This is a genomic window from Maribacter litoralis (assembly GCF_003075045.1).
In the GTDB taxonomy this organism is placed as follows: Bacteria; Bacteroidota; Bacteroidia; order Flavobacteriales; family Flavobacteriaceae; genus Maribacter; species Maribacter litoralis.
Genome location: NZ_QCZD01000001.1, coordinates 662,031 through 680,016 on the forward strand (window position 1 = coordinate 662,031; position 17,986 = coordinate 680,016).

The following is a 17,986-nucleotide window of genomic DNA, read 5'->3' on the forward strand; positions in this document are numbered from 1 at the left end:
CAGTATAAGACATTAAAAAAAGCCCGCTGAATAGCGGGCTTTTCATTTGTATCAGTATTTACTTATTTAAAAACAGCTCCGGTAAGTGCTACTTGTGCTAGCTCTTTACCTTCTTCACCTTTAAAGGTTATATAATATGGACCTTCACCCGATACCGTACCCGTAATAGGTATTGTAATCATAGTGCCTTCCGACCCTTTTGCTTGTGCTGGCATTTGACCCTTTCCTAATAATGGTCCGTCTGGGGTATTTTCATGTATTTCAAAATCAAAGTACATGTTCGGTGCTTCTTGCCATCCTGCAGTTAAGGCAACCGATTTTACTCCTTTTAATGACATATTCTCCAACATAAACCATCCTGCCGATTTGTTGATCAACAATAGATCCATACCGCCGAACTGTACCGCTTGCATTCCGTCCAACTTCATCTGATCATTAAACTTTACCGTACTACTCGGTATCGCGATAGATTTAGAACCTGTAAGAGGAATAGTCCCTTCTGCACCCGCATCGGTATAACTAGCCGTTATGACCAACATATTACCTGGCGCAGATGATTCGGCCGTTATAGTGCCTTTCGCTGGCAACGATTTTTCTTTTTTATCATCACCATTTAAGGAAAGGATATAAAGTGCAATCTGTCTAGATTCATCTGATGTAACATTAGGGTGCGCAGGCATGGTCACTTCTCCCCATACACCGTTACCTCCAGTTACGATTTTACCTTGTAGATACTTTAAAGCATCACGACGCTCTTTATATTTCGCAGCTACATCTTTGTAATTAGGCCCTATGGATGCTTCCGCCTCTTTATGACATGTCTTACAATCCATCGCCTGCGTTAACGCTTTACCGGTTACGGTTGCAGATACTTGTTGGTGCCCCATACTCATGGCCACCTTATCCATACCTTCCAAATAATCAACACTCACAAAAATATTATTCTCGTCTATTTCTGTACCATCTGGATCGGTTACCGATACATCATATGCAATTTTTTGTCCTGCTAAGTAAAATGCCGGAGTACTTTCACCTAACGAAATCGAAACTTCGGGTCTGGAGTTACCTGCAATTATACTTGTGCTTTCGCTTACAGCTTCTTCCCCCTTATCATCTGCTACGGTTACATTTAATTTGTATACGCCCGCATCTGCATAGCTGTAGCTTACATTCGGTTCGGTTGTTTCTTTGGTATCACCATTACCAAAATTCCATATGTATTTAATGGCATCATCTTCGCGATCACTTGCTTCTACCGAAGCGTTTACCGTCAATGGAGTTTTCCCAGATGTTTCACTTACGGTAACTTCATTAATTAATGGTGGTCTGTTTCCTCCATTGAATTCAATATAGCCTAGAGCGGAATTTGCATTCTGAGAGAACCAACCACTACCGTATTCCAATAGGTAGATTTTACCATTAGGTCCTAATTCCATATCAATTAAGTTATTGACCTTAACATTTGGCGCGAAAGGTTCCATTTTACTAAAATCTCCGTTTTCATCTAAATGTACAGCGAACATCCATCCACGCATCCAGTCATAGATAATAACTTTGCCATCGTAGTAACTCGGTAATTTCTCGTCACCCTCAAACATATCTGAATAATATGTAGGTCCTGCCATAGCATTTCTACCGCCTGTAGCCGTCTGTGGAAAAGCTTGCGTTTCTGCATATGGATAATACACATATGCTGGCATAGCAGGTGGCAATTCCGTTAATCCGGTATTGTTGCGTGAGGTATTCATTGGTTTTTCGGGATCATATTCCGGTCCGCTTTCACCAGTTTCGTAATTGTACTCGTTATAGGCATAATTATCACCAATGAACATTGGCCATCCAAAGTTTCCTGCTTTTTTGGCTTGGTTCATTTCATCATAACCTCTTGGTCCTCTAACTCCTAGACTATCGGCTCTTGCATCCGGACCTACATCTCCCCAATACACATATCCTTTTTTCATATCTACGGATATTCTGTACGGATTTCTATGACCCATTGTATAAATTTCGGGTCTGGTCTTATCTGTACCTACCGGAAATAAGTTTCCTTCCGGTATATCATAAGAACCGTCTTCCTTTACTTTAATTCGTAATATCTTACCTCTTAAATCATTGGTATTACCTGAAGAACGACGTGCATCGTACTGTTCGTGACCCGGTATATCGTTCATTGGTCCAAAACCATTATGAACATATTTTACTCCTTTTTCATTAAACGGCGTAGTATTATCACCCGTAGATAGGTATAATAATCCATCTGGTCCGAATGCGATGGAACCACCGGTATGGCAGCATATTTCACGCTGACTATCAACATCTAAAATTACTTGTTCAGATGCCGTATCGAACTTGCCATTTTCAAATTTAAAACGTGATAAACGGTTTACCCACTCATCACCTGTTGGCGCATAGTACAGATATATCCAATGGTTATTTGCATAATCTGGATCTTTTTGCAAGCCCATTAATCCTTCTTCCGCATTTACCCCAGGAGTATTCAAGGTTTTGCTATAAACATCAAGCTTTAATACCTCACTTAGCTCTTGTGTTTCATTATTATATAACATTACTTCTCCCCTACGTTGTGCCACTAAGATATCTCCGTTTGGCAATACCGCCATTTCTGTAGGTTCAAAAAACTGACCTTCACTTAGGGTTACTTTGGTAAAACGATCGGCATCAGGTGGTATTTGAGATTTTGCTTTACCGTAGTCCAGCTTTAAATTCTCACCAATTGCATATTGAATACCGCCCAAAACATGCTTTAAGAATAAATCTTCTGAGTAGCTAGCATCGGCATGCCCGCCGCCCGTATAAAAAGCGCGCCCGCCATCATAGTCATGGTACCAGGCTATTGGATGAAAATCTCCGTTTTTACCACCTTCATAACTAGATTCATCTAAGGTCATAACTACGTTTACATCTGGATTGATATTCTTGTAGTTGTACAATTCATCTGATCTGGTCCAAACTGAATCCGTAAAAAACTCGGTTGCCTTAAAGTTCTTATCCTTGATAATGAAATCTGCAGTAGGCATACCCCTTGGATGACTTAAAAATTGTGCTCCGGCCAAATCATTGTACCAGCCCCAATCGTACTCGGTATCTGCCGCAGCGTGTATACCTACATAACCACCACCCGCTTGAATGTAGCGCTCAAAAGCCGCTTCTTGGTATTGGTTTAATACATTACCCGTAGTACTTAGAAATATTACGGCGGAATAGTTTTTTAAATTCTCATCGGTAAATAGTTCTGCATTTTTAGTAGTATCTACGACAAATCCGTTTTCACTACCTAGCTTTTGAATCGCAGCGACACCAGCAGGAATAGATGCATGTTTAAAAGCCATTGTTTTAGAGAACACCAATACCTTTGGTGCTCCTTCTCGTTTATTGCCACCACAAGAGACAATAATAAGCGCAAAGCCAAAAAGCAGCGCATTGAAGATTTTTTTCATACGTTATTAATTGTTGTTTAGTTGATTTAAGAATGCATAAAAATAGGGCGAGTAGCTGTATTAACCAATACTTTCTGTATTAAACATTGTACTTTTATGATAAATTAATGCTCATTTAATCGAATTATGTTAAATATTCCGGAGATATACTTTAAAAACGATAATGAATTCAGAAAATGGTTACATAATAATCATTCTACCCATAAAGGCGTTCATCTTATATTTTACACCGTGGCACATGAGAAGGAAAGTATGCGTTGGGAAGAAGCTGTTCGGGTAGCCTTATGTTATGGCTGGATCGATAGTACCGTAAAAAGTCTTGGAGATGGTAAAAGACGACAATACTTTTGTCCTAGAAAACCTAAGAGTGTTTGGAGCAAGGTAAATAAAGCACACATTAAAGAATTAAAAGCTAGCGGCTTGATGCATGCTAAAGGATTAGAATCCATAAAAATTGCCAAAGCCAATGGCTCTTGGTCTTCTTTAGATGATGTGGAGAACGGTGTTATTCCCCATGAGCTACAAATGGCATTTGATAAAAACCCTAAAGCTTTTACCAACTTCAAAAACTTTACACATAGTCAACGTAAAAGTTACCTCTATTGGTTAAATCAAGCAAAGCGTGAAGAAACTAGGAATAAAAGAATTGAGGGTATAATTTATCATGCTGCCGAAAACATCAAGTATCGCGATGGTGGTGGATGGCAATCTGCGAAAAAGTTAAAATCATAGTCGGTATAACATCATTTTACCAATTTAAATAAGCCTTATTGTTCATGTGCTAAATCATATCTTAATATAGGATGCCGAACTAACATTCACCATATTTTCTTTTTATCTTACCCTTAAAAATTGCCTAAATACTATGAGTTTATCGAAATTGATATGTGCATTAACCTGTTGTTCTCTTATAATGTTTACGGGCTGCAAAAACGAAAAACAAACCACATATGACGTTCTTATTAAAAACGGAAATGTAATTAATTTGGAAGATGGTTCTATTTCCACTGTAAGCATACTGATCAACAATGATAGAATTACCAAAATTATTTCAAGCGAAGAGTTCGGTACCGTTGAAGCGAATACAGTAATCGATGCTAAAGATAAATTCATTGTACCCGGGTTTTGGGACAATCACACACATTTTAGAGGTGGCGATTCGCTAATTGAAGCGAACAAGAAATTTCTAAACCTATTTATGGCTAACGGAATAACCACGGTTCGTGATGCCGGTGGTGACCTTACTTCTTCGGTTTTGGAATGGAGAAAAGCTATTGAGAACAATGAGTTGGTCGGACCTACAATTTTTACATCGGGACCAAAAATTGATGGACCAAGTGGAACTTGGGCAGGCTCTTTGGAAGTGGACAATGATTCGGATATTCATAATGCGTTAGATTCATTGCAAACGATACCGTCGGACTTTGTAAAAATCTATGATAGTCGTATTTCTGGCGAAAATTATTTAAAGGTGATAGAAGAAGCAGAAAAACGGAATTTGATTACATCGGGACACATGCCTTTTACAGTGGAGCTTGACGCGACTATTGATGCAGGTATTGATGCTGTTGAACATTTGTATTACATCATGAAAGGATGCTCAAGTAATGAAAAAGAAATTACCCAAAAACTGATAGACAAAGAAATAGGATTTTGGGATGCTATGCCCCTACTACAGGCTTCTTATACAGATTCTACGTCACTCGTTACTTTTCAAAAACTTAAAGAAAACAATGTTTTTGTAGTACCCACATTGCACATTGGTGGTGTACTAAGTTATTTAGATGAAGTTGACCACAGCCAAGACAAGTATTTAAAATATATGAGCGATGGAATTCAGAAAACCTACCAAGGAAGAATTGACCGTGTAAAATATGCCACTGAAAAGCAAGTTGCAGACCGAAAAGCTTTGGACCAATTCTTTGGTAAACTAGCGTTAAAATTAAACGAAAACGGAGTATCTCTTTTAGCAGGTTCTGATAGTGGCGCCTACAATAGTTACACTTACCCGGGTATTTCGCTACATAAAGAACTTGAAGCAATGGTCGCTACTGGTATTTCTCCACTAGATGCCTTAAAAGCTTCCGCTTATAATGGTGCTAAGTTTTTAAAGCAAGATGCAGATTATGGTACTATATCCGAAGGTAAAATTGCTGATATCGTTTTACTCAACAGCAATCCGCTAGAAAACATCAAAAACACCCAAGATATTTACATGGTACTTTCTAATGGAAATCAGCATACGAAACAAGATTTAGATAGCCTATTAACTGCTGCCATTGCCAACTAAACAACTTATTCCATGAAATCAATAATTTTCATCTGCCTATTTTCTCCTTTCCTATGTTTTTCACAAACACTCTTAAAACCAGACCGCGTTTTTGATGGTGTAGAAATGCATGATGATTGGGTAGTTCTAGTAGAAGATAACCTAATTACCTATGCCGGTAAAGTAAATGATATAACATTATCTAGTACTACAAAAGAAATTGATTTAAGTGGTACTACCTTAATGCCCGGCATAATAGAGGGGCATTCGCATATATTATTACACCCTTACAATGAAACCGATTGGAACGACCAAGTGCTTAAAGAATCGCCGGTTGAACGTGCCATAAGAGGTACGGTACACGTAAAAAATTCGCTTTTAGCGGGAATTACCACTATGAGAGATTTGGGTGCCGAAGGTGCTGGTTATACCGATGTTTTTGTAAAGAAAACGATTGAAGACGGAATTATAGACGGACCACGATTGTTGGTTGCCGGACCTGCAATTGTGGCAACAGGTGCCTACGGACCAAAAGGATTTCATGACGGTGTAACGGTTCCATTAGGTGCTGAAGCAGCAAGTGGTGTTGACCAGTGCATTGAAACCGTTCGAAGACAAATGGGCAACGGTGCCGATTTGATTAAAATTTACGCCGATTACCGTTGGACTCCAGGTGCGGCTTCTAAACCTACTTTTTTACAAGAGGAAATTAATGCTATGGTAGCCACTGCAACCACTGCAGGTAAATATGTAGTTGCCCACGCCAGCACTCCCGAAGGTATGAAAAGAGCCATACTTGGCGGAGTGGAAACCATTGAACACGGTGACGGTGGTACACCTGAGATTTTTAAGCTGATGAAAGAAAAAGGTGTTGGCTTTTGCCCTACCCTTGCCGCAGGTGATGCCATTACCCAGTATAGAGGTTGGAACAAAGGAACCGATCCAGAGCCCAAACGCATTCAACAAAAAAGAAAGTCCTTTAAAATGGCGCTGGATTCTGGAGTACAAATTGTTTTTGGTGGTGATGTTGGTGTTTTTCCACATGGCGAAAACTATCGTGAAATGGAATTGATGGTCGATTACGGGATGAAGCCTATTGATGTACTAAAATCTGCCACTGCAAACAATGCCAAAATGTTTCACTTAAACCAGTTAGGAAACCTTAAAAAAAGATTTCTTGCAGATATTATTGCCGTAAAGGGAAATCCGGTTGAAGATATTGCTGTAATGAAAAATGTTTCTTTTGTAATGAAAGATGGGGTGGTTTATTTGGAGTAGTTGTTGGTTGTTGGTTGGTTGCTCGTTGTTCGTTGTTGGTTGTTGGTTGTTCGTCATAGCGAACGCAACACGGATCTGTTCTTCTGGAACACGTTCACTTCGGCTACGCTCAGTGACCAAAAATCGTTTTTCGTTTTTCGTTGTTGGTTGTTCGTCATAGCCAGCAAAGCGCGGCTACCTGTTCTTTTAGAGCACGTTCACTTCGACTACGCTTAGTGACAATTAAATTAATAGCCAGAGATAATCATACAAACACAATTTATTCAGATTGCTTCGTCGTAAAAAACTCCTCGCAAAGACGGTTTTTAAAGCTACTCGTCATAACAAGCAAAGCGCAGCTATTCTGAGACCATTAATTATTGTACTTAATCCTAACTACATTAAATTTGTACTTTGTACTTTGTACTTATACTTGATACTTAACACTTTACACCTCATACTTAGTACTTAATACTTTATACTTATACTTAATACTCTATACGTAATACTATTTTCCCGCATCCTTGGAAATTCGCAACGCACCAGAAACCATAAACACAATAAAGGACGTTTCTATAATTCGCTGTAAAATTCCCCTGTACCCAGAATTAGGATCAGAGAATAGTGAGAAGATAAAAATTCCGCTAATGATTCCCATAGCGATAGCTATTTGAGATAAGCGACCATAGTGCTCAAACTTTTTTAATCCTAACCCGATACCTAATAAACAAATGGGAAAAAATATATACGTTAAAGATGCCACTGCATTATGTATAAGTTGAGCAAGGCTGGAATCCATTACATCTGTTGGGCACCCCGCATCGCAAGGAAAAATTCCTACCAAAATAGTTCCCAATCCGTAAAAAAGCGCCAAACCAAAAAAACCGGCTACAATCAGTTTTGAACTAGGTAGTTTTCTGGGAGCACTAAAACAAAAAATGGTAATGAGAATTCCGCTAGGTATATATCCGAAGTACTGCAAGTATTTACCGTATTGGGTATCTATCGCAAAAGATTCACTAATATATTGACTTACTACACTGTAATCATCAATTAACAACGGTCCCACGATGGCGGCTATCGCAAATAAACTTACTCCTAAAATTCCTATATACGCTACTAATTTATTGGTCATTCTACTGGTGGTTGGTTTTTTATATGACGCTTAAAAGAACGATATGTTACATAAAAACTATAATTCTAACTTATTACGCTCCTCCCACTCCCTCCGTAAATCAGCTGACAGAATGCTGGTGCCATCATGTTTCCAACCGGGTGGCTTCATTAGATATTTGAATTTATTACGCCAAGTGGTTTTAGAGGTGAAAAAATCGCCCAGCATCTTGTACCATTCCCCAAAAGCAATTTTTATAGGGTTATAGGTGTCAATATTCTTCACCAAACCGTAAACCGGTTTTTCCACCTCTGGCTCAAAAGTGCCAAATATTCTATCCCAAATAATAAAAATTCCAGCATGGTTTCTATCCAAATACTGCGGATTTATAGCATGGTGTACCCTATGGTGACTTGGTGTATTGAAAACAGCTTCGAACCACTTGGGCATTTTAGTGATGAACTCGGTATGGATCCAATATTGATAGATTAAACTGACGGACATCTGCACCAAAACCATCACCGGATGAAAACCGATGAGAATTAATGGAATCCAAAAAATAAAGGTGTAAAATCCGCCAGACCACGACTGTCGTAATGCCGTGCTTAGATTGTAATTTTTAGAGGAATGATGCACAACGTGACTCGCCCAAAAAAACCGACTTACATGACTAGTTCTATGAAACCAATAATAACAAAGGTCTTCTGCAAAAAGAAGTATTAACCATGACCACCACGCAAAAGGGATTTCAAATAGATGCCAAAAATTATACAATAGGTAGAAAAACCCCAATGCAATACCTTTAGTAATTAAACCTATGGCAACATTACCCAGCCCCATAACAATAGAGGTACCGGCGTCTTTAAACTCGTAGTCATGTAGTTTTATCTTTACGGATAGTATCACTTCTAAAATTACCGTAACTGTAAAAAAAGGAATGGCGTAGTGAATTAAATTAGGAATTTCTGGAATTTGCATGGTAGTTCAGTGTCATTTTAACCTTTCTAATTTACGAATCTATTTTCTGAACTACAATTGCTTAAAATGACAAGAATATTCATTCATAAAATTTAATACCAGTATAAACAAAACGTATTGGTTATGTAACTTTAGTTACCTTAAAACAGGGGCTTTATGCGTAATTTTACAGTAAGAAATTAAAACAACAAAATCATGGAAACTTTAAATAAAAACGTGGGACTAGACCAAGATTATAAAATAGAAATCAGTGATAAATTAAACGTTCTATTAGCTAATTATCAAATTCATTATATGAACTTGAGAGGTATGCATTGGAACATTAAAGGAAGCAATTTCTTTCTATTACATGAGAAATTCGAAGAGTTATATACTGAAGCTACGGAAACAGTTGATGAAATTGCTGAGCGTATTTTAACTTTAGACCAACAGCCTTTACATACGTTTGAAGATTATTTAGACAACAAGACCATTAGAATTATCAAAGAAGTGTCTGATGGCGCTACCGGTATTTCTTTACTTATAGACAACTTAAACGAGTTATTAATTCAGGAAAGAGAAATTTTAGAATTCTCTTCTGATAACAATGATGAAGGTACTGCGACTTTAGTTAGTGATTTAATATCCGGACAAGAAAAATTAATCTGGATGCTTAAGTCTACCTTGAAATAAAATACATTTACAGTTATACAAAAGGGTAAAAGTCTATTAAGATTTTTGCCCTTTTTATTATGGTATTAAAATCTATTAGAAGTAGTACTGTTACCTGTTCGCTTTTCTATTTCCAAAGCTCTTTTGTAAAACTCACGGAATTGCTCTTTACCATATTTTGCCCGCATAGCAGATAGTACATCAGATAGACCAAGGCTGCACCAATCCCACAGCATGGTGTCAAAATTATAGGCATACATTTGATTTTTCACCTCGGCTCTTATAGCACCTACTTCACTTGCCGTGAATCCGTTTTCTAGTAATCGTTCTAAAACTAGTTGCTCATTTTTTTTGGTAAATTCGGTATCTAGATAAGGCTCTAGAATCCAATCCCAATTCCAACTTTGCGGCATAAGTCTAATGTTGTTACTTTTGGCGAACTGTTTCAGTTTTTCTTTGAGTTCTGCCGAAACAAAAATGATATCATTTTTTGTATGCACTTTACACACTCCTATTTCCAAGGACATACAATCTATATCCTTAGCAGAAATTATTGCTGTTGGGTAGGCTATGGATGGCTCAAATGGATACTCGGTGATATGAATTTCACTTTCACGTATTTCAGATTTCCCAATACCACATAGTAGTTTTTTTGCATTGAAAAACTCTAAAGACCTATTAGAATTCAATGAAGATTCTTTTCTCTTAAAATTGAATATGTCTTTTAGAAATTTCCACATAGTAACGAAACGCCAATACTATTGTTGCTGCTGTTGTTGCTGTTGTTCGTCTATGGGCTGAATTAAATCCCACAAATTACCATACAGGTCTTCAAAGACGGCAACAGTACCATAAGGCATTTTTTCTGGAAGTCTCTTAAAATTAATTCCTTTAGCAGTCATATTTTGATAATCTCTTGCGATATCATCGGTATATAAAAAAAGAAAAACGCGACCACCTGTTTGGTTACCTACTCTAGATTTCTGCTCAGCACTATCTGCTTTTGCCAATACCAAAGAACAATTACCATCTCCTTTGGGAGCAATAACCACCCACCTTTTATCCTCACCTAAACTGGTATCTTCAACAAGTGAAAAGTTCAGTTTTTTGGTATAAAATTCAATGGCTTCATCGTAATCATTTACGACTAATGCTATACGTGCTATAAATTGCTTCACTCTGTATTTCTTTTTACTGATTAATTACCAAGAATATTCGTTTCAAATCCGTCTATGCTTTTGGTATTCTTATTTTTCCAGTACGCTTTAATTTTTTCTTCTCCCTGCTTACTAGACCAATCGTTTAAAGTGGTGCGTTCTTCCTTAAAATCCATGTACGGAACGGCAAAACCGCAAGATGTCTGTACCAAGTCTACCTGCATTTCTATAATCTGTCTAGCGCCGGTATTCGCAGGAAATAGGTCTATATACTTTGCGAACTCTTGATCTCTTTTGTGATATATACCCGCAGTACCATACAATCGCAAAATTATAGGTTTTCCTTCAAAGGCGCAGAACATAATGGTCATTCGGTTGTTCTTGATCAAATGTGCCGCAGTTTCGTTACCGCTACCGGTGAGATTCAACCAAACAATTTTATTCTTATCGATTACACGAAATGAGTCCGTTCCCTTTGGGGATACATTTACATTCCCCTCAGCAGCAGCCGTACCCACAAAAAATATCTTTTGCTTTTCTATGAATTTTTGTAAATCGGGAGTGATGGATTCTAATTTCTTTCCCATGGTTATTTGTTTGGTGGGTTTTGATTATATTTTATTTGACCTATGGCAAACTATAAAATTCTAGAACAATATTACAGATAATTCAGGTCTATAAACATCCAAGCATATAATAGCAACTTCAAGGTCATTACTACAGCGAAAGAAGCTAGTAAACTATATAAAAACTTCTTCTTATGATTTTTAAATTTACGGTTTATATAGTACACTTGAACAGGAATAAACAGTAACAAAGCAACAATAGCCAAGCCTATCGCTGTATATAAATAGAACACCATAACCATGCCTTCAAGGATGTTAAATACTACATTGAACGCTTCTAAAATATCGTCAACGGACTCAAAGCCGCTACCGCCCGTAAAACCATCATTCGTAGTGAACAACACACTGATTTCAATAAAAAACAGTACCGCATTGAACAGGAGATAAAGTATGAACCAGGATAGCCTTTTAAGTATTTTAATCAATATGTATTCTTTAAATCTTAGGTTCATAGGATACGGACAATATGTTTATTCGATAACTACTCTTGAATGACCATCTCAATTTCCTTTCGTAAATCTTTTTCTGAAACCATAATATCTTGCATCATTAATATAACAAGTTCTTTTTTGTCAGTACTGGTGTCTTTTATATTTGGGTATAGGAAATTCATTAAATATTCAGTTTTTGATGTCAACAACTCCTTTTTCTCTTCAATATTTGCCAAAGCGGAAACTCTATCGTATTCTAACAATTCAATTTTTGAACTAGAAATAGCTTTCCAAGAACTAATTCTAATTTGAGGTATTTGAACTCCATTCACTTTCATCATTACATCGAAAATAGAAATTGTATCATTTTTTTTGTAAAATTCTAAGGTGTCGATAAGTGTTTGCTGTTGAGGCATTTTTTTCTTGATATCTTTATTGGTTTCTCTCAACTCCTTATCCATTGATACAAAGATTTTATTCATATATTTTGCATCTTTTCGATCTTCATTCCAATTATTGATAAAAAGTGCTATCAAAATACCGACAATAATTGTAAGTATCTCTTTGAAAAATTCTATAATAGTTTTATTCATATTATAAGTTTAGTTGGTATTAAAATATCATGTAATTACAACGTACTTGTTCCATCTTTCAACTTTCTAAAAAATAACACTGTTAGTACAGCAGAAATTCCAACACCTATCCAATTGGAAAATTCTATATCCAAGCCTAAACCTACGTTGGGATCATAAAAAATATAGGAACCCACAACCGTTGTGATAAAAAATGCAGGAACCAAGGCAATCAAGTAATGTGTTTTCTTTTGATACAGGTACACGGCGCCAATCCATAATGCAATGGCTGCCGTTACTTGGTTTGCCCATGAAAAGTACCTCCACAATAACTGAAAGTCCATATTGGTTAAAATGAACGAAATAATAAACAGCGGAATAGCCACTATAAACCTATTTTTCAACACTTTCTGATCAATTTTCAAATAATCTGCAATGATCATACGTGCAGCTCTAAAAGAAGTATCTCCCGATGTAATGGGCAATACGATTACTCCCAAAACAGCAATGGTACCACCAATGGCTCCCAAAGAAATTGTGGCTATTTTATTCACCACAGCAGTTGGTCCGCCATTTTGTAAAAGCTCATTTAAAGAATCTCCGTCCAAAATACTCATTGATGCAGCCGCCCATACCATGGCAATAGCGGCTTCAAGTATCATCATACCATAAAACACTTTTCTACCATCTTTTTCATTGTTAATGGTACGTGAAATTATGGGAGATTGTGTTGCGTGAAAACCTGACAAGGCACCACATGAAATAGTCAAGAAAATTACTGGAAAATAGGGTATGTTCTGCGGATGCATATTTTGAAATGTAAGCTCAGGAATCGGATTCCCTATAACAAACATACCTATACAAATACCAATGGCACTTAGTATAAGCAACAAACCAAGTACGGGATAAATTTTACCGATAATTTTATCTATTGGTAATAAGGTGGCAATAATGTAATAAACAAAAATTGAAAAAAGTACAATGGTCAAATAACTGGTATCTGAACCAATAAGGTCGTTAATCATATTCGCAGGTGCGGTGACAAAAACAGTACCTACCAAAATTAAAAGTAGTAACGCAAAGAAGTTTACAACGTGGCTAAACGATTTTCCTAAAAAACGCGATGCCAATGCCGGTAAATGCGCACCACCAAAACGTAACGAGATCATACCGGTTAGGTAATCATGCACGGCACCGGCAAAAATAGATCCAAGCACGATCCAAATAAATGCGATGGGACCGTATAAAGCGCCCAATATGGGACCAAAAATAGGACCTACACCAGCTATATTCAGAATTTGAATAAATGCATTTCTATTACTGTTCATGGGTACAAAGTCAACGCCGTCTTCCTTTGTATGTGCCGGGGTTTCCTTTGTTGCAATAGGTTGAAATGTTTTATCAACGAACCTACCGTAAATTAAATATCCTAATACCAGCAAAATCATTGCCGTAATAAATGTAATCATGTGGTTGTTTTAGACTTGGTATAAAATGAATTGAATGTTTGCGTTAACTAGTGACCGGTATAGGAGTTAGAAGAATTTTCAAGCCTAAGGTCGAAGCAAATTTAATTCTATTTTTTAAGCCTATCAATTACAAACATTAGTATCACTGATAAAATTGCCACAACAATTGCTTTAACCCAGTCGATTTCATCTTTTGCAAAGGCATCATAAATAATAAAACCGGTAGCGAAACCTAATACGAATTTTAAATTTTGAAGGGTGAATAAGTTTTTCATTTTGTGGTTGTTTTGGTTTAGCGGAGACGTTAGCAATACTGAGTGGATTTGAACGTAGTCGAATCTGCTGTAATTAGGGTGATTCATTGTTCTGCGTTCATTTTATTTATTCTGATTTATGTACTTCAAGTTCGATTTCAACCATAAATTCAGGTAATGCTAATCCTTTTACTTCAAGCCAAGAGCCAGTTGGAAATCGGTTTTTATAAATTTCAGCTCGATATGCTGATTTTTCCAACATTAGTGCCATATCAGTTGTGAAAATGTCTTCTTTTACTACATCGTCAAATGTGCAGTCAAAGTGTTTTAATATTTTTTCCAAATCAGCATAACAGTTTTTCATCTGTTGTTCCATATCACCGATAGCCGTTGAATTGCCTTCATCATCCATACTTACAGCTCCAGAAATTTTAATACTATTCCCAATTTTTACGGCGTGTGAATATCCATATGCTTTTTCTACTTCTGGTCGCAATAGAAAATATTCAGGTTTTTCGGGTGCAATAATTACTTCTTTTTCCACTTCTTTAATTTCTTCCTTTTGTTTTTGTTCACAACTTTGAAATACAAAAGCGAATACAAAAAGTATTGCGAGTAATGTCAATCGATCACTTGGTTTTTTCATAATTCTGATAGTTTAGTGCCTACATTGGTCGGTTTTCGGCTTTCCCCTTTTTATTTTCTCTTACGTTTTTCAGTATGAAGTACAACGGTCTCCATATTTTAATTAGAGCTTGTTAAAAGATGCTTTCGTTTCGGATTATACACGAGCGAATAATTATTTTTTCAGTATTTCATTAATATAAATTGAACGATATTTTTCTGGATATTCAACTTGTACTCCGTGTGTTCCATTTTCAAATAAGAACCATTTTTTAGAAGGTGCAATAATGGAATCAAAATACATCTTTGCTACAGACGTTTCGGTAAAATGGTCATTGTCTCCTTGTAATATATAAACAGGTACTTTAAATTCTGGGATATCACGCATTAAATTCATATTGAATGCAGTAGGTTGTAAAATCTTGGCTGCAGGATAGTAAGATTCTGGACTATTGATCATATCCGTAAATTTTTCGCTAAACGTTAATCCATTATCTAAAAACATACTTTTAATAAACTTAAAATCGGTTTCTAATTTTATCGGTGCATACTTCATAACAATTTGTCGTTCTATTTCAAAGGCTTCAGTTACTGAATTTTTTGAGTTTTCAATATAAGGTGGTTTTCCAATTTGTTTTAATAGATTAACTGAAATGGTATCATTGTGCTTTTGTGATTCCGATAGTGCAAATTCATAAGACAATTCTTCTGAAAGCGATAGATTCGCCATAAGACCACTACCAATATAGGCGTGATATAATTCAGGCTTTTTTTGAACCATATAAGCAGCTACAGCAGTTCCCCACGATAAACCTTCAATGTAAATCTTATCCTTTTTAAAAGTCTTTTTTAAATGTTCTGATAGTTGCAAACCATCATCCACTATTTGGTTTAAGGTAATGGAAGAATCAGGTATACTATCATTATAAGCTAATCCAGACCCTCTTTGATCCCAATAACAGACCGTAAATATATCTTCCAAATCAACCCCCGTGAGTTTGTAAATCACCGGTAAAATTGGTGCACCCGGCCCTCCGTGAACTATTAGTAGTACGGGATTATTCTTGTCTTTTCCTCTAATCGTAATTCGTTGTGGCACTCCGTTTATCGTCATGTCCTCGTGCATGGCAATACTATTTGGTAGTACATTATCATTTTCGTCTAAAAAAGGTTCTTCTTCTCCAGAACTATTGATTTGGATGATTAGCAATACCACTAAAATAAATGCAATTAGTGCTCCCAATAAAACCAAAAACCACTTTCCTATTTTCTTTATTATTTTCATATGTTCTCAATTAGTTTTACGGTTTTCTTATTGCTACCAGCGGTCTTGTGTATGGAACGTAGCGTGTAAAAAGACACTAACTTTTCGGATTATACACAAGCCGAATTTATATGTTTTGTTTTTATCTTTTCTAGTTTAAAAGCTAAATTTAAAAATTTGGCGGTCTTCACAAATACACACACAAACCTTTCGGAAAGCCTACATTAGCTATGTTTTATACACGTTGTTACCATACGTACTTTTTTACAACGTTCCCCCATCAGGCCAATTTTTCCAATGATTATTTGGCTTTTCAGACGGCTTGTAAAATTCCGCTTGTCCAGTTTCAAGAACCTTGGCGATTTGCTTAAAAGTTTGATTTTTACTCGGAATTTCGGAATCAGCACAGTCAGGATGATTCCATTCCGTTGATTCTATAATCTTTGGCAAGTCCGCTGGAATCCGTTCTCGAATTTCTTTTTCAGTTGCCTCGAATTGCTCATTGTATTCAGGTTCTAATCCTCTTAAAAATTCCCAAACGAAAATTTTGTTGTCCTCTTCAAGTTCAATTCCTTTTTTTAAGTAGAATTCACGATTGTGATTGACAATAATTTCGTTATCTCGTAAAATCATTGTTTTAGTTTCTGGATTTAAACTTTCCAAGTATTCTTCATCAAAAGTTGAGTGTTCAGAACTATCGTCAGTCAGGTACAAGAAATTATCGTTATCAGTTCCAGGTTTTGTTTTAATACAATTTCCAAAAATGTGCAAACAATTCGAAATTCCGTTATGTCCTCCACCACGATAATTAAATCCGATTACTTCGATTATCAAAGCCCATCGTTTTTCGTCTCGATAAGCACTCAATTTAGAATGAACAGGATAAACATATCCATTATCCAACATTGGAAACGTAAAATCCTCCGCACACTTGTCCAGTTGCTTTAAAATATCCTTTGATGAATATTCCTGTTTTTTCTTAAATCCGAAAATGTTCATTCGTATGTATGGTAACGTTCTCGGCTATGATTTCGTTGTGGAATCATCCGGAGGATTATTCCGCCGAAATCCAGCTGTTTGATTAATACTTTTATTTTGGTGTGGCACAAAACCACAATGAATTATAGCCATTGTTGTGAGCAGTTTTTTAATAATTCCGCAACTTATGTTTTTTATTCACACGTCTGTCAGCCATAAACAATATTCTGTCCGCTTTTGTGAAATCAATTTTAAAATCTGAACAAACCTGTTTTAAGTCCGTTAAATACTTTAGATACAATTCAATTTGGTTGTCAATATTTTTGTCACTCAGGTAACTACTCAAATTTAACTCCTGTCCGTCGTAAATTATTCTGTAAACACGTTGGTCAATTATTTGGTAAATTTTCGGATTTCTGAACCTTAAAATCGTTGAAGCCATTGCCAATTGAACACCTTTGGTTTTAAGTAACATTTTTAGAATTCTCTTGGTTTTTTCCAAGTCAATTTGTCTATCATTCGGGTTTAAAGAATTCAATTCATAAATCAGTTTGTCATTAAATTCCGCATAGCGATTAACTTTCCACAAAACGATTTCGTTCAGTTTATTTTGGTCGAAATCAGAGCTATCAGAATCAAGCTTTTTGGTTAATTCCGTTTGATAGTCAAATTCATTGTCGCTATCTAATATTTTAAAATCTTTATCAAATACTGTTTTATGATTCACTTTTTTCAAATTGTTCACAACGGTCTCGTATAACCGTCAGTTACGGGTTAATATGCGTTAATTTTTCGGTTTGACACAGGCTTTAGCAATTCCGAGTGGATTCGGACGTAGTCGAATCCGCCGTAATTGCGGTTATACATTGTTGTAAGTAGTTTTT

18 protein-coding genes are annotated in these 17,986 nt (G+C 36.4%); 4 read left to right on the forward strand and 14 right to left on the reverse strand.

Annotation, left to right across the window (positions count from 1 at the left end):
* Positions 1 to 62: 62 nt before the first annotated feature.
* Positions 63 to 3,458 (reverse strand): ThuA domain-containing protein, encoded by a 3,396-nt coding sequence (locus DCS95_RS03155; RefSeq protein WP_116769373.1) that lies wholly within the window; start codon positions 3,456 to 3,458, stop codon positions 63 to 65.
* Positions 3,459 to 3,584: 126 nt separating this feature from the next.
* Here DCS95_RS03155 and DCS95_RS03160 point away from each other — a divergent pair, with 126 nt between their 5' ends.
* The 3 genes from DCS95_RS03160 (at position 3,585) to DCS95_RS03170 (ending at position 7,005) form a co-directional block, all read left to right on the forward strand.
* Positions 3,585 to 4,190, forward strand: a complete 606-nt coding sequence (locus tag DCS95_RS03160) for a YdeI/OmpD-associated family protein (RefSeq protein ID WP_116769374.1) — start codon at positions 3,585 to 3,587, stop codon at positions 4,188 to 4,190.
* Positions 4,191 to 4,323: 133 nt separating this feature from the next.
* On the forward strand, positions 4,324 to 5,748 hold the full coding sequence (locus DCS95_RS03165; protein WP_116769375.1) for an amidohydrolase family protein: 1,425 nt from the start codon (positions 4,324 to 4,326) through the stop codon (positions 5,746 to 5,748).
* Between the two features lie 12 nt (positions 5,749 to 5,760).
* Entirely contained in the window at positions 5,761 to 7,005 is a 1,245-nt protein-coding gene (locus DCS95_RS03170) for a metal-dependent hydrolase family protein (protein WP_116769376.1), read from the forward strand.
* 487 nt (positions 7,006 to 7,492) lie between these two features.
* On the opposite strand, the gene DCS95_RS03175 is transcribed toward DCS95_RS03170, so the two are convergent.
* Together DCS95_RS03175 and DCS95_RS03180 are read right to left on the reverse strand one after the other, a co-directional pair.
* Positions 7,493 to 8,119, reverse strand: coding sequence for a DUF998 domain-containing protein (locus DCS95_RS03175; RefSeq protein WP_116769377.1), 627 nt, complete (start codon positions 8,117 to 8,119; stop codon positions 7,493 to 7,495).
* A 57-nt stretch (positions 8,120 to 8,176) separates the two neighbouring features.
* Positions 8,177 to 9,076, reverse strand: coding sequence for a sterol desaturase family protein (locus DCS95_RS03180; RefSeq protein ID WP_116769378.1), 900 nt, complete (start codon positions 9,074 to 9,076; stop codon positions 8,177 to 8,179).
* Positions 9,077 to 9,271: 195 nt separating this feature from the next.
* Between DCS95_RS03180 and DCS95_RS03185 the strand changes: the two genes are divergently transcribed.
* A complete protein-coding gene (locus tag DCS95_RS03185) occupies positions 9,272 to 9,748 on the forward strand; it encodes a Dps family protein (RefSeq protein ID WP_116769379.1) in 477 nt (158 codons plus the stop codon).
* Positions 9,749 to 9,813: 65 nt separating this feature from the next.
* Here DCS95_RS03185 and DCS95_RS03190 read toward each other — a convergent pair whose 3' ends face one another.
* From DCS95_RS03190 to DCS95_RS03235, 11 genes are all read right to left on the reverse strand, one after another.
* Entirely contained in the window at positions 9,814 to 10,467 is a 654-nt protein-coding gene (locus DCS95_RS03190) for a hypothetical protein (RefSeq protein ID WP_116769380.1), read from the reverse strand.
* An 18-nt stretch (positions 10,468 to 10,485) separates the two neighbouring features.
* Positions 10,486 to 10,905: a VOC family protein gene (locus tag DCS95_RS03195; protein WP_116769381.1), complete on the reverse strand. Its 420-nt coding sequence runs from the start codon at positions 10,903 to 10,905 to the stop codon at positions 10,486 to 10,488.
* A gap of 20 nt (positions 10,906 to 10,925) precedes the next feature.
* Positions 10,926 to 11,471, reverse strand: a complete 546-nt coding sequence (locus DCS95_RS03200) for a pyridoxamine 5'-phosphate oxidase family protein (protein WP_116769382.1) — start codon at positions 11,469 to 11,471, stop codon at positions 10,926 to 10,928.
* Positions 11,472 to 11,542: 71 nt separating this feature from the next.
* Positions 11,543 to 11,935, reverse strand: a complete 393-nt coding sequence (locus DCS95_RS03205; RefSeq protein WP_208630726.1) for a hypothetical protein — start codon at positions 11,933 to 11,935, stop codon at positions 11,543 to 11,545.
* Positions 11,936 to 11,991: 56 nt separating this feature from the next.
* Positions 11,992 to 12,534 carry a hypothetical protein gene (locus tag DCS95_RS03210; protein WP_116769384.1) on the reverse strand — a complete coding sequence of 181 codons (543 nt, stop codon included), beginning with the start codon at positions 12,532 to 12,534 and terminating at the stop codon, positions 11,992 to 11,994.
* Positions 12,535 to 12,569: 35 nt separating this feature from the next.
* Positions 12,570 to 13,982, reverse strand: a complete 1,413-nt coding sequence (locus tag DCS95_RS03215) for a carbon starvation CstA family protein (RefSeq protein WP_116769385.1) — start codon at positions 13,980 to 13,982, stop codon at positions 12,570 to 12,572.
* Positions 13,983 to 14,089: 107 nt separating this feature from the next.
* Complete coding sequence (locus DCS95_RS20170; protein ID WP_164674104.1) at positions 14,090 to 14,257, reverse strand: hypothetical protein; 168 nt, start codon at positions 14,255 to 14,257, stop codon at positions 14,090 to 14,092.
* Between the two features lie 106 nt (positions 14,258 to 14,363).
* Positions 14,364 to 14,882 (reverse strand): RidA family protein, encoded by a 519-nt coding sequence (locus DCS95_RS03220; RefSeq protein ID WP_116769386.1) that lies wholly within the window; start codon positions 14,880 to 14,882, stop codon positions 14,364 to 14,366.
* A gap of 153 nt (positions 14,883 to 15,035) precedes the next feature.
* Entirely contained in the window at positions 15,036 to 16,145 is a 1,110-nt protein-coding gene (locus DCS95_RS03225) for an alpha/beta fold hydrolase (protein ID WP_116769387.1), read from the reverse strand.
* Between the two features lie 243 nt (positions 16,146 to 16,388).
* Positions 16,389 to 17,123 (reverse strand): DUF7003 family protein, encoded by a 735-nt coding sequence (locus tag DCS95_RS03230; RefSeq protein WP_116769388.1) that lies wholly within the window; start codon positions 17,121 to 17,123, stop codon positions 16,389 to 16,391.
* A gap of 148 nt (positions 17,124 to 17,271) precedes the next feature.
* Entirely contained in the window at positions 17,272 to 17,847 is a 576-nt protein-coding gene (locus DCS95_RS03235; RefSeq protein WP_164674105.1) for a hypothetical protein, read from the reverse strand.
* Positions 17,848 to 17,986 lie beyond the last annotated feature (139 nt).

Coding starts and splice junctions, on each gene's coding strand:
- DCS95_RS03165 (WP_116769375.1), top strand. CDS start 4,324: ATGAGTTTATCGAAATTGATATGTGCATTAACCTGTTGTTCTCTTATA.
- DCS95_RS03160 (WP_116769374.1), top strand. CDS start 3,585: ATGTTAAATATTCCGGAGATATACTTTAAAAACGATAATGAATTCAGA.
- DCS95_RS03170 (WP_116769376.1), top strand. CDS start 5,761: ATGAAATCAATAATTTTCATCTGCCTATTTTCTCCTTTCCTATGTTTT.
- DCS95_RS03190 (WP_116769380.1), bottom strand. CDS start 10,467: ATGTGGAAATTTCTAAAAGACATATTCAATTTTAAGAGAAAAGAATCT.
- DCS95_RS03180 (WP_116769378.1), bottom strand. CDS start 9,076: ATGCAAATTCCAGAAATTCCTAATTTAATTCACTACGCCATTCCTTTT.
- DCS95_RS03185 (WP_116769379.1), top strand. CDS start 9,272: ATGGAAACTTTAAATAAAAACGTGGGACTAGACCAAGATTATAAAATA.
- DCS95_RS03225 (WP_116769387.1), bottom strand. CDS start 16,145: ATGAAAATAATAAAGAAAATAGGAAAGTGGTTTTTGGTTTTATTGGGA.
- DCS95_RS03215 (WP_116769385.1), bottom strand. CDS start 13,982: ATGATTACATTTATTACGGCAATGATTTTGCTGGTATTAGGATATTTA.
- DCS95_RS03155 (WP_116769373.1), bottom strand. CDS start 3,458: ATGAAAAAAATCTTCAATGCGCTGCTTTTTGGCTTTGCGCTTATTATT.
- DCS95_RS03230 (WP_116769388.1), bottom strand. CDS start 17,123: ATGAACATTTTCGGATTTAAGAAAAAACAGGAATATTCATCAAAGGAT.
- DCS95_RS20170 (WP_164674104.1), bottom strand. CDS start 14,257: ATGAAAAACTTATTCACCCTTCAAAATTTAAAATTCGTATTAGGTTTC.
- DCS95_RS03210 (WP_116769384.1), bottom strand. CDS start 12,534: ATGAATAAAACTATTATAGAATTTTTCAAAGAGATACTTACAATTATT.
- DCS95_RS03175 (WP_116769377.1), bottom strand. CDS start 8,119: ATGACCAATAAATTAGTAGCGTATATAGGAATTTTAGGAGTAAGTTTA.
- DCS95_RS03200 (WP_116769382.1), bottom strand. CDS start 11,471: ATGGGAAAGAAATTAGAATCCATCACTCCCGATTTACAAAAATTCATA.
- DCS95_RS03220 (WP_116769386.1), bottom strand. CDS start 14,882: ATGAAAAAACCAAGTGATCGATTGACATTACTCGCAATACTTTTTGTA.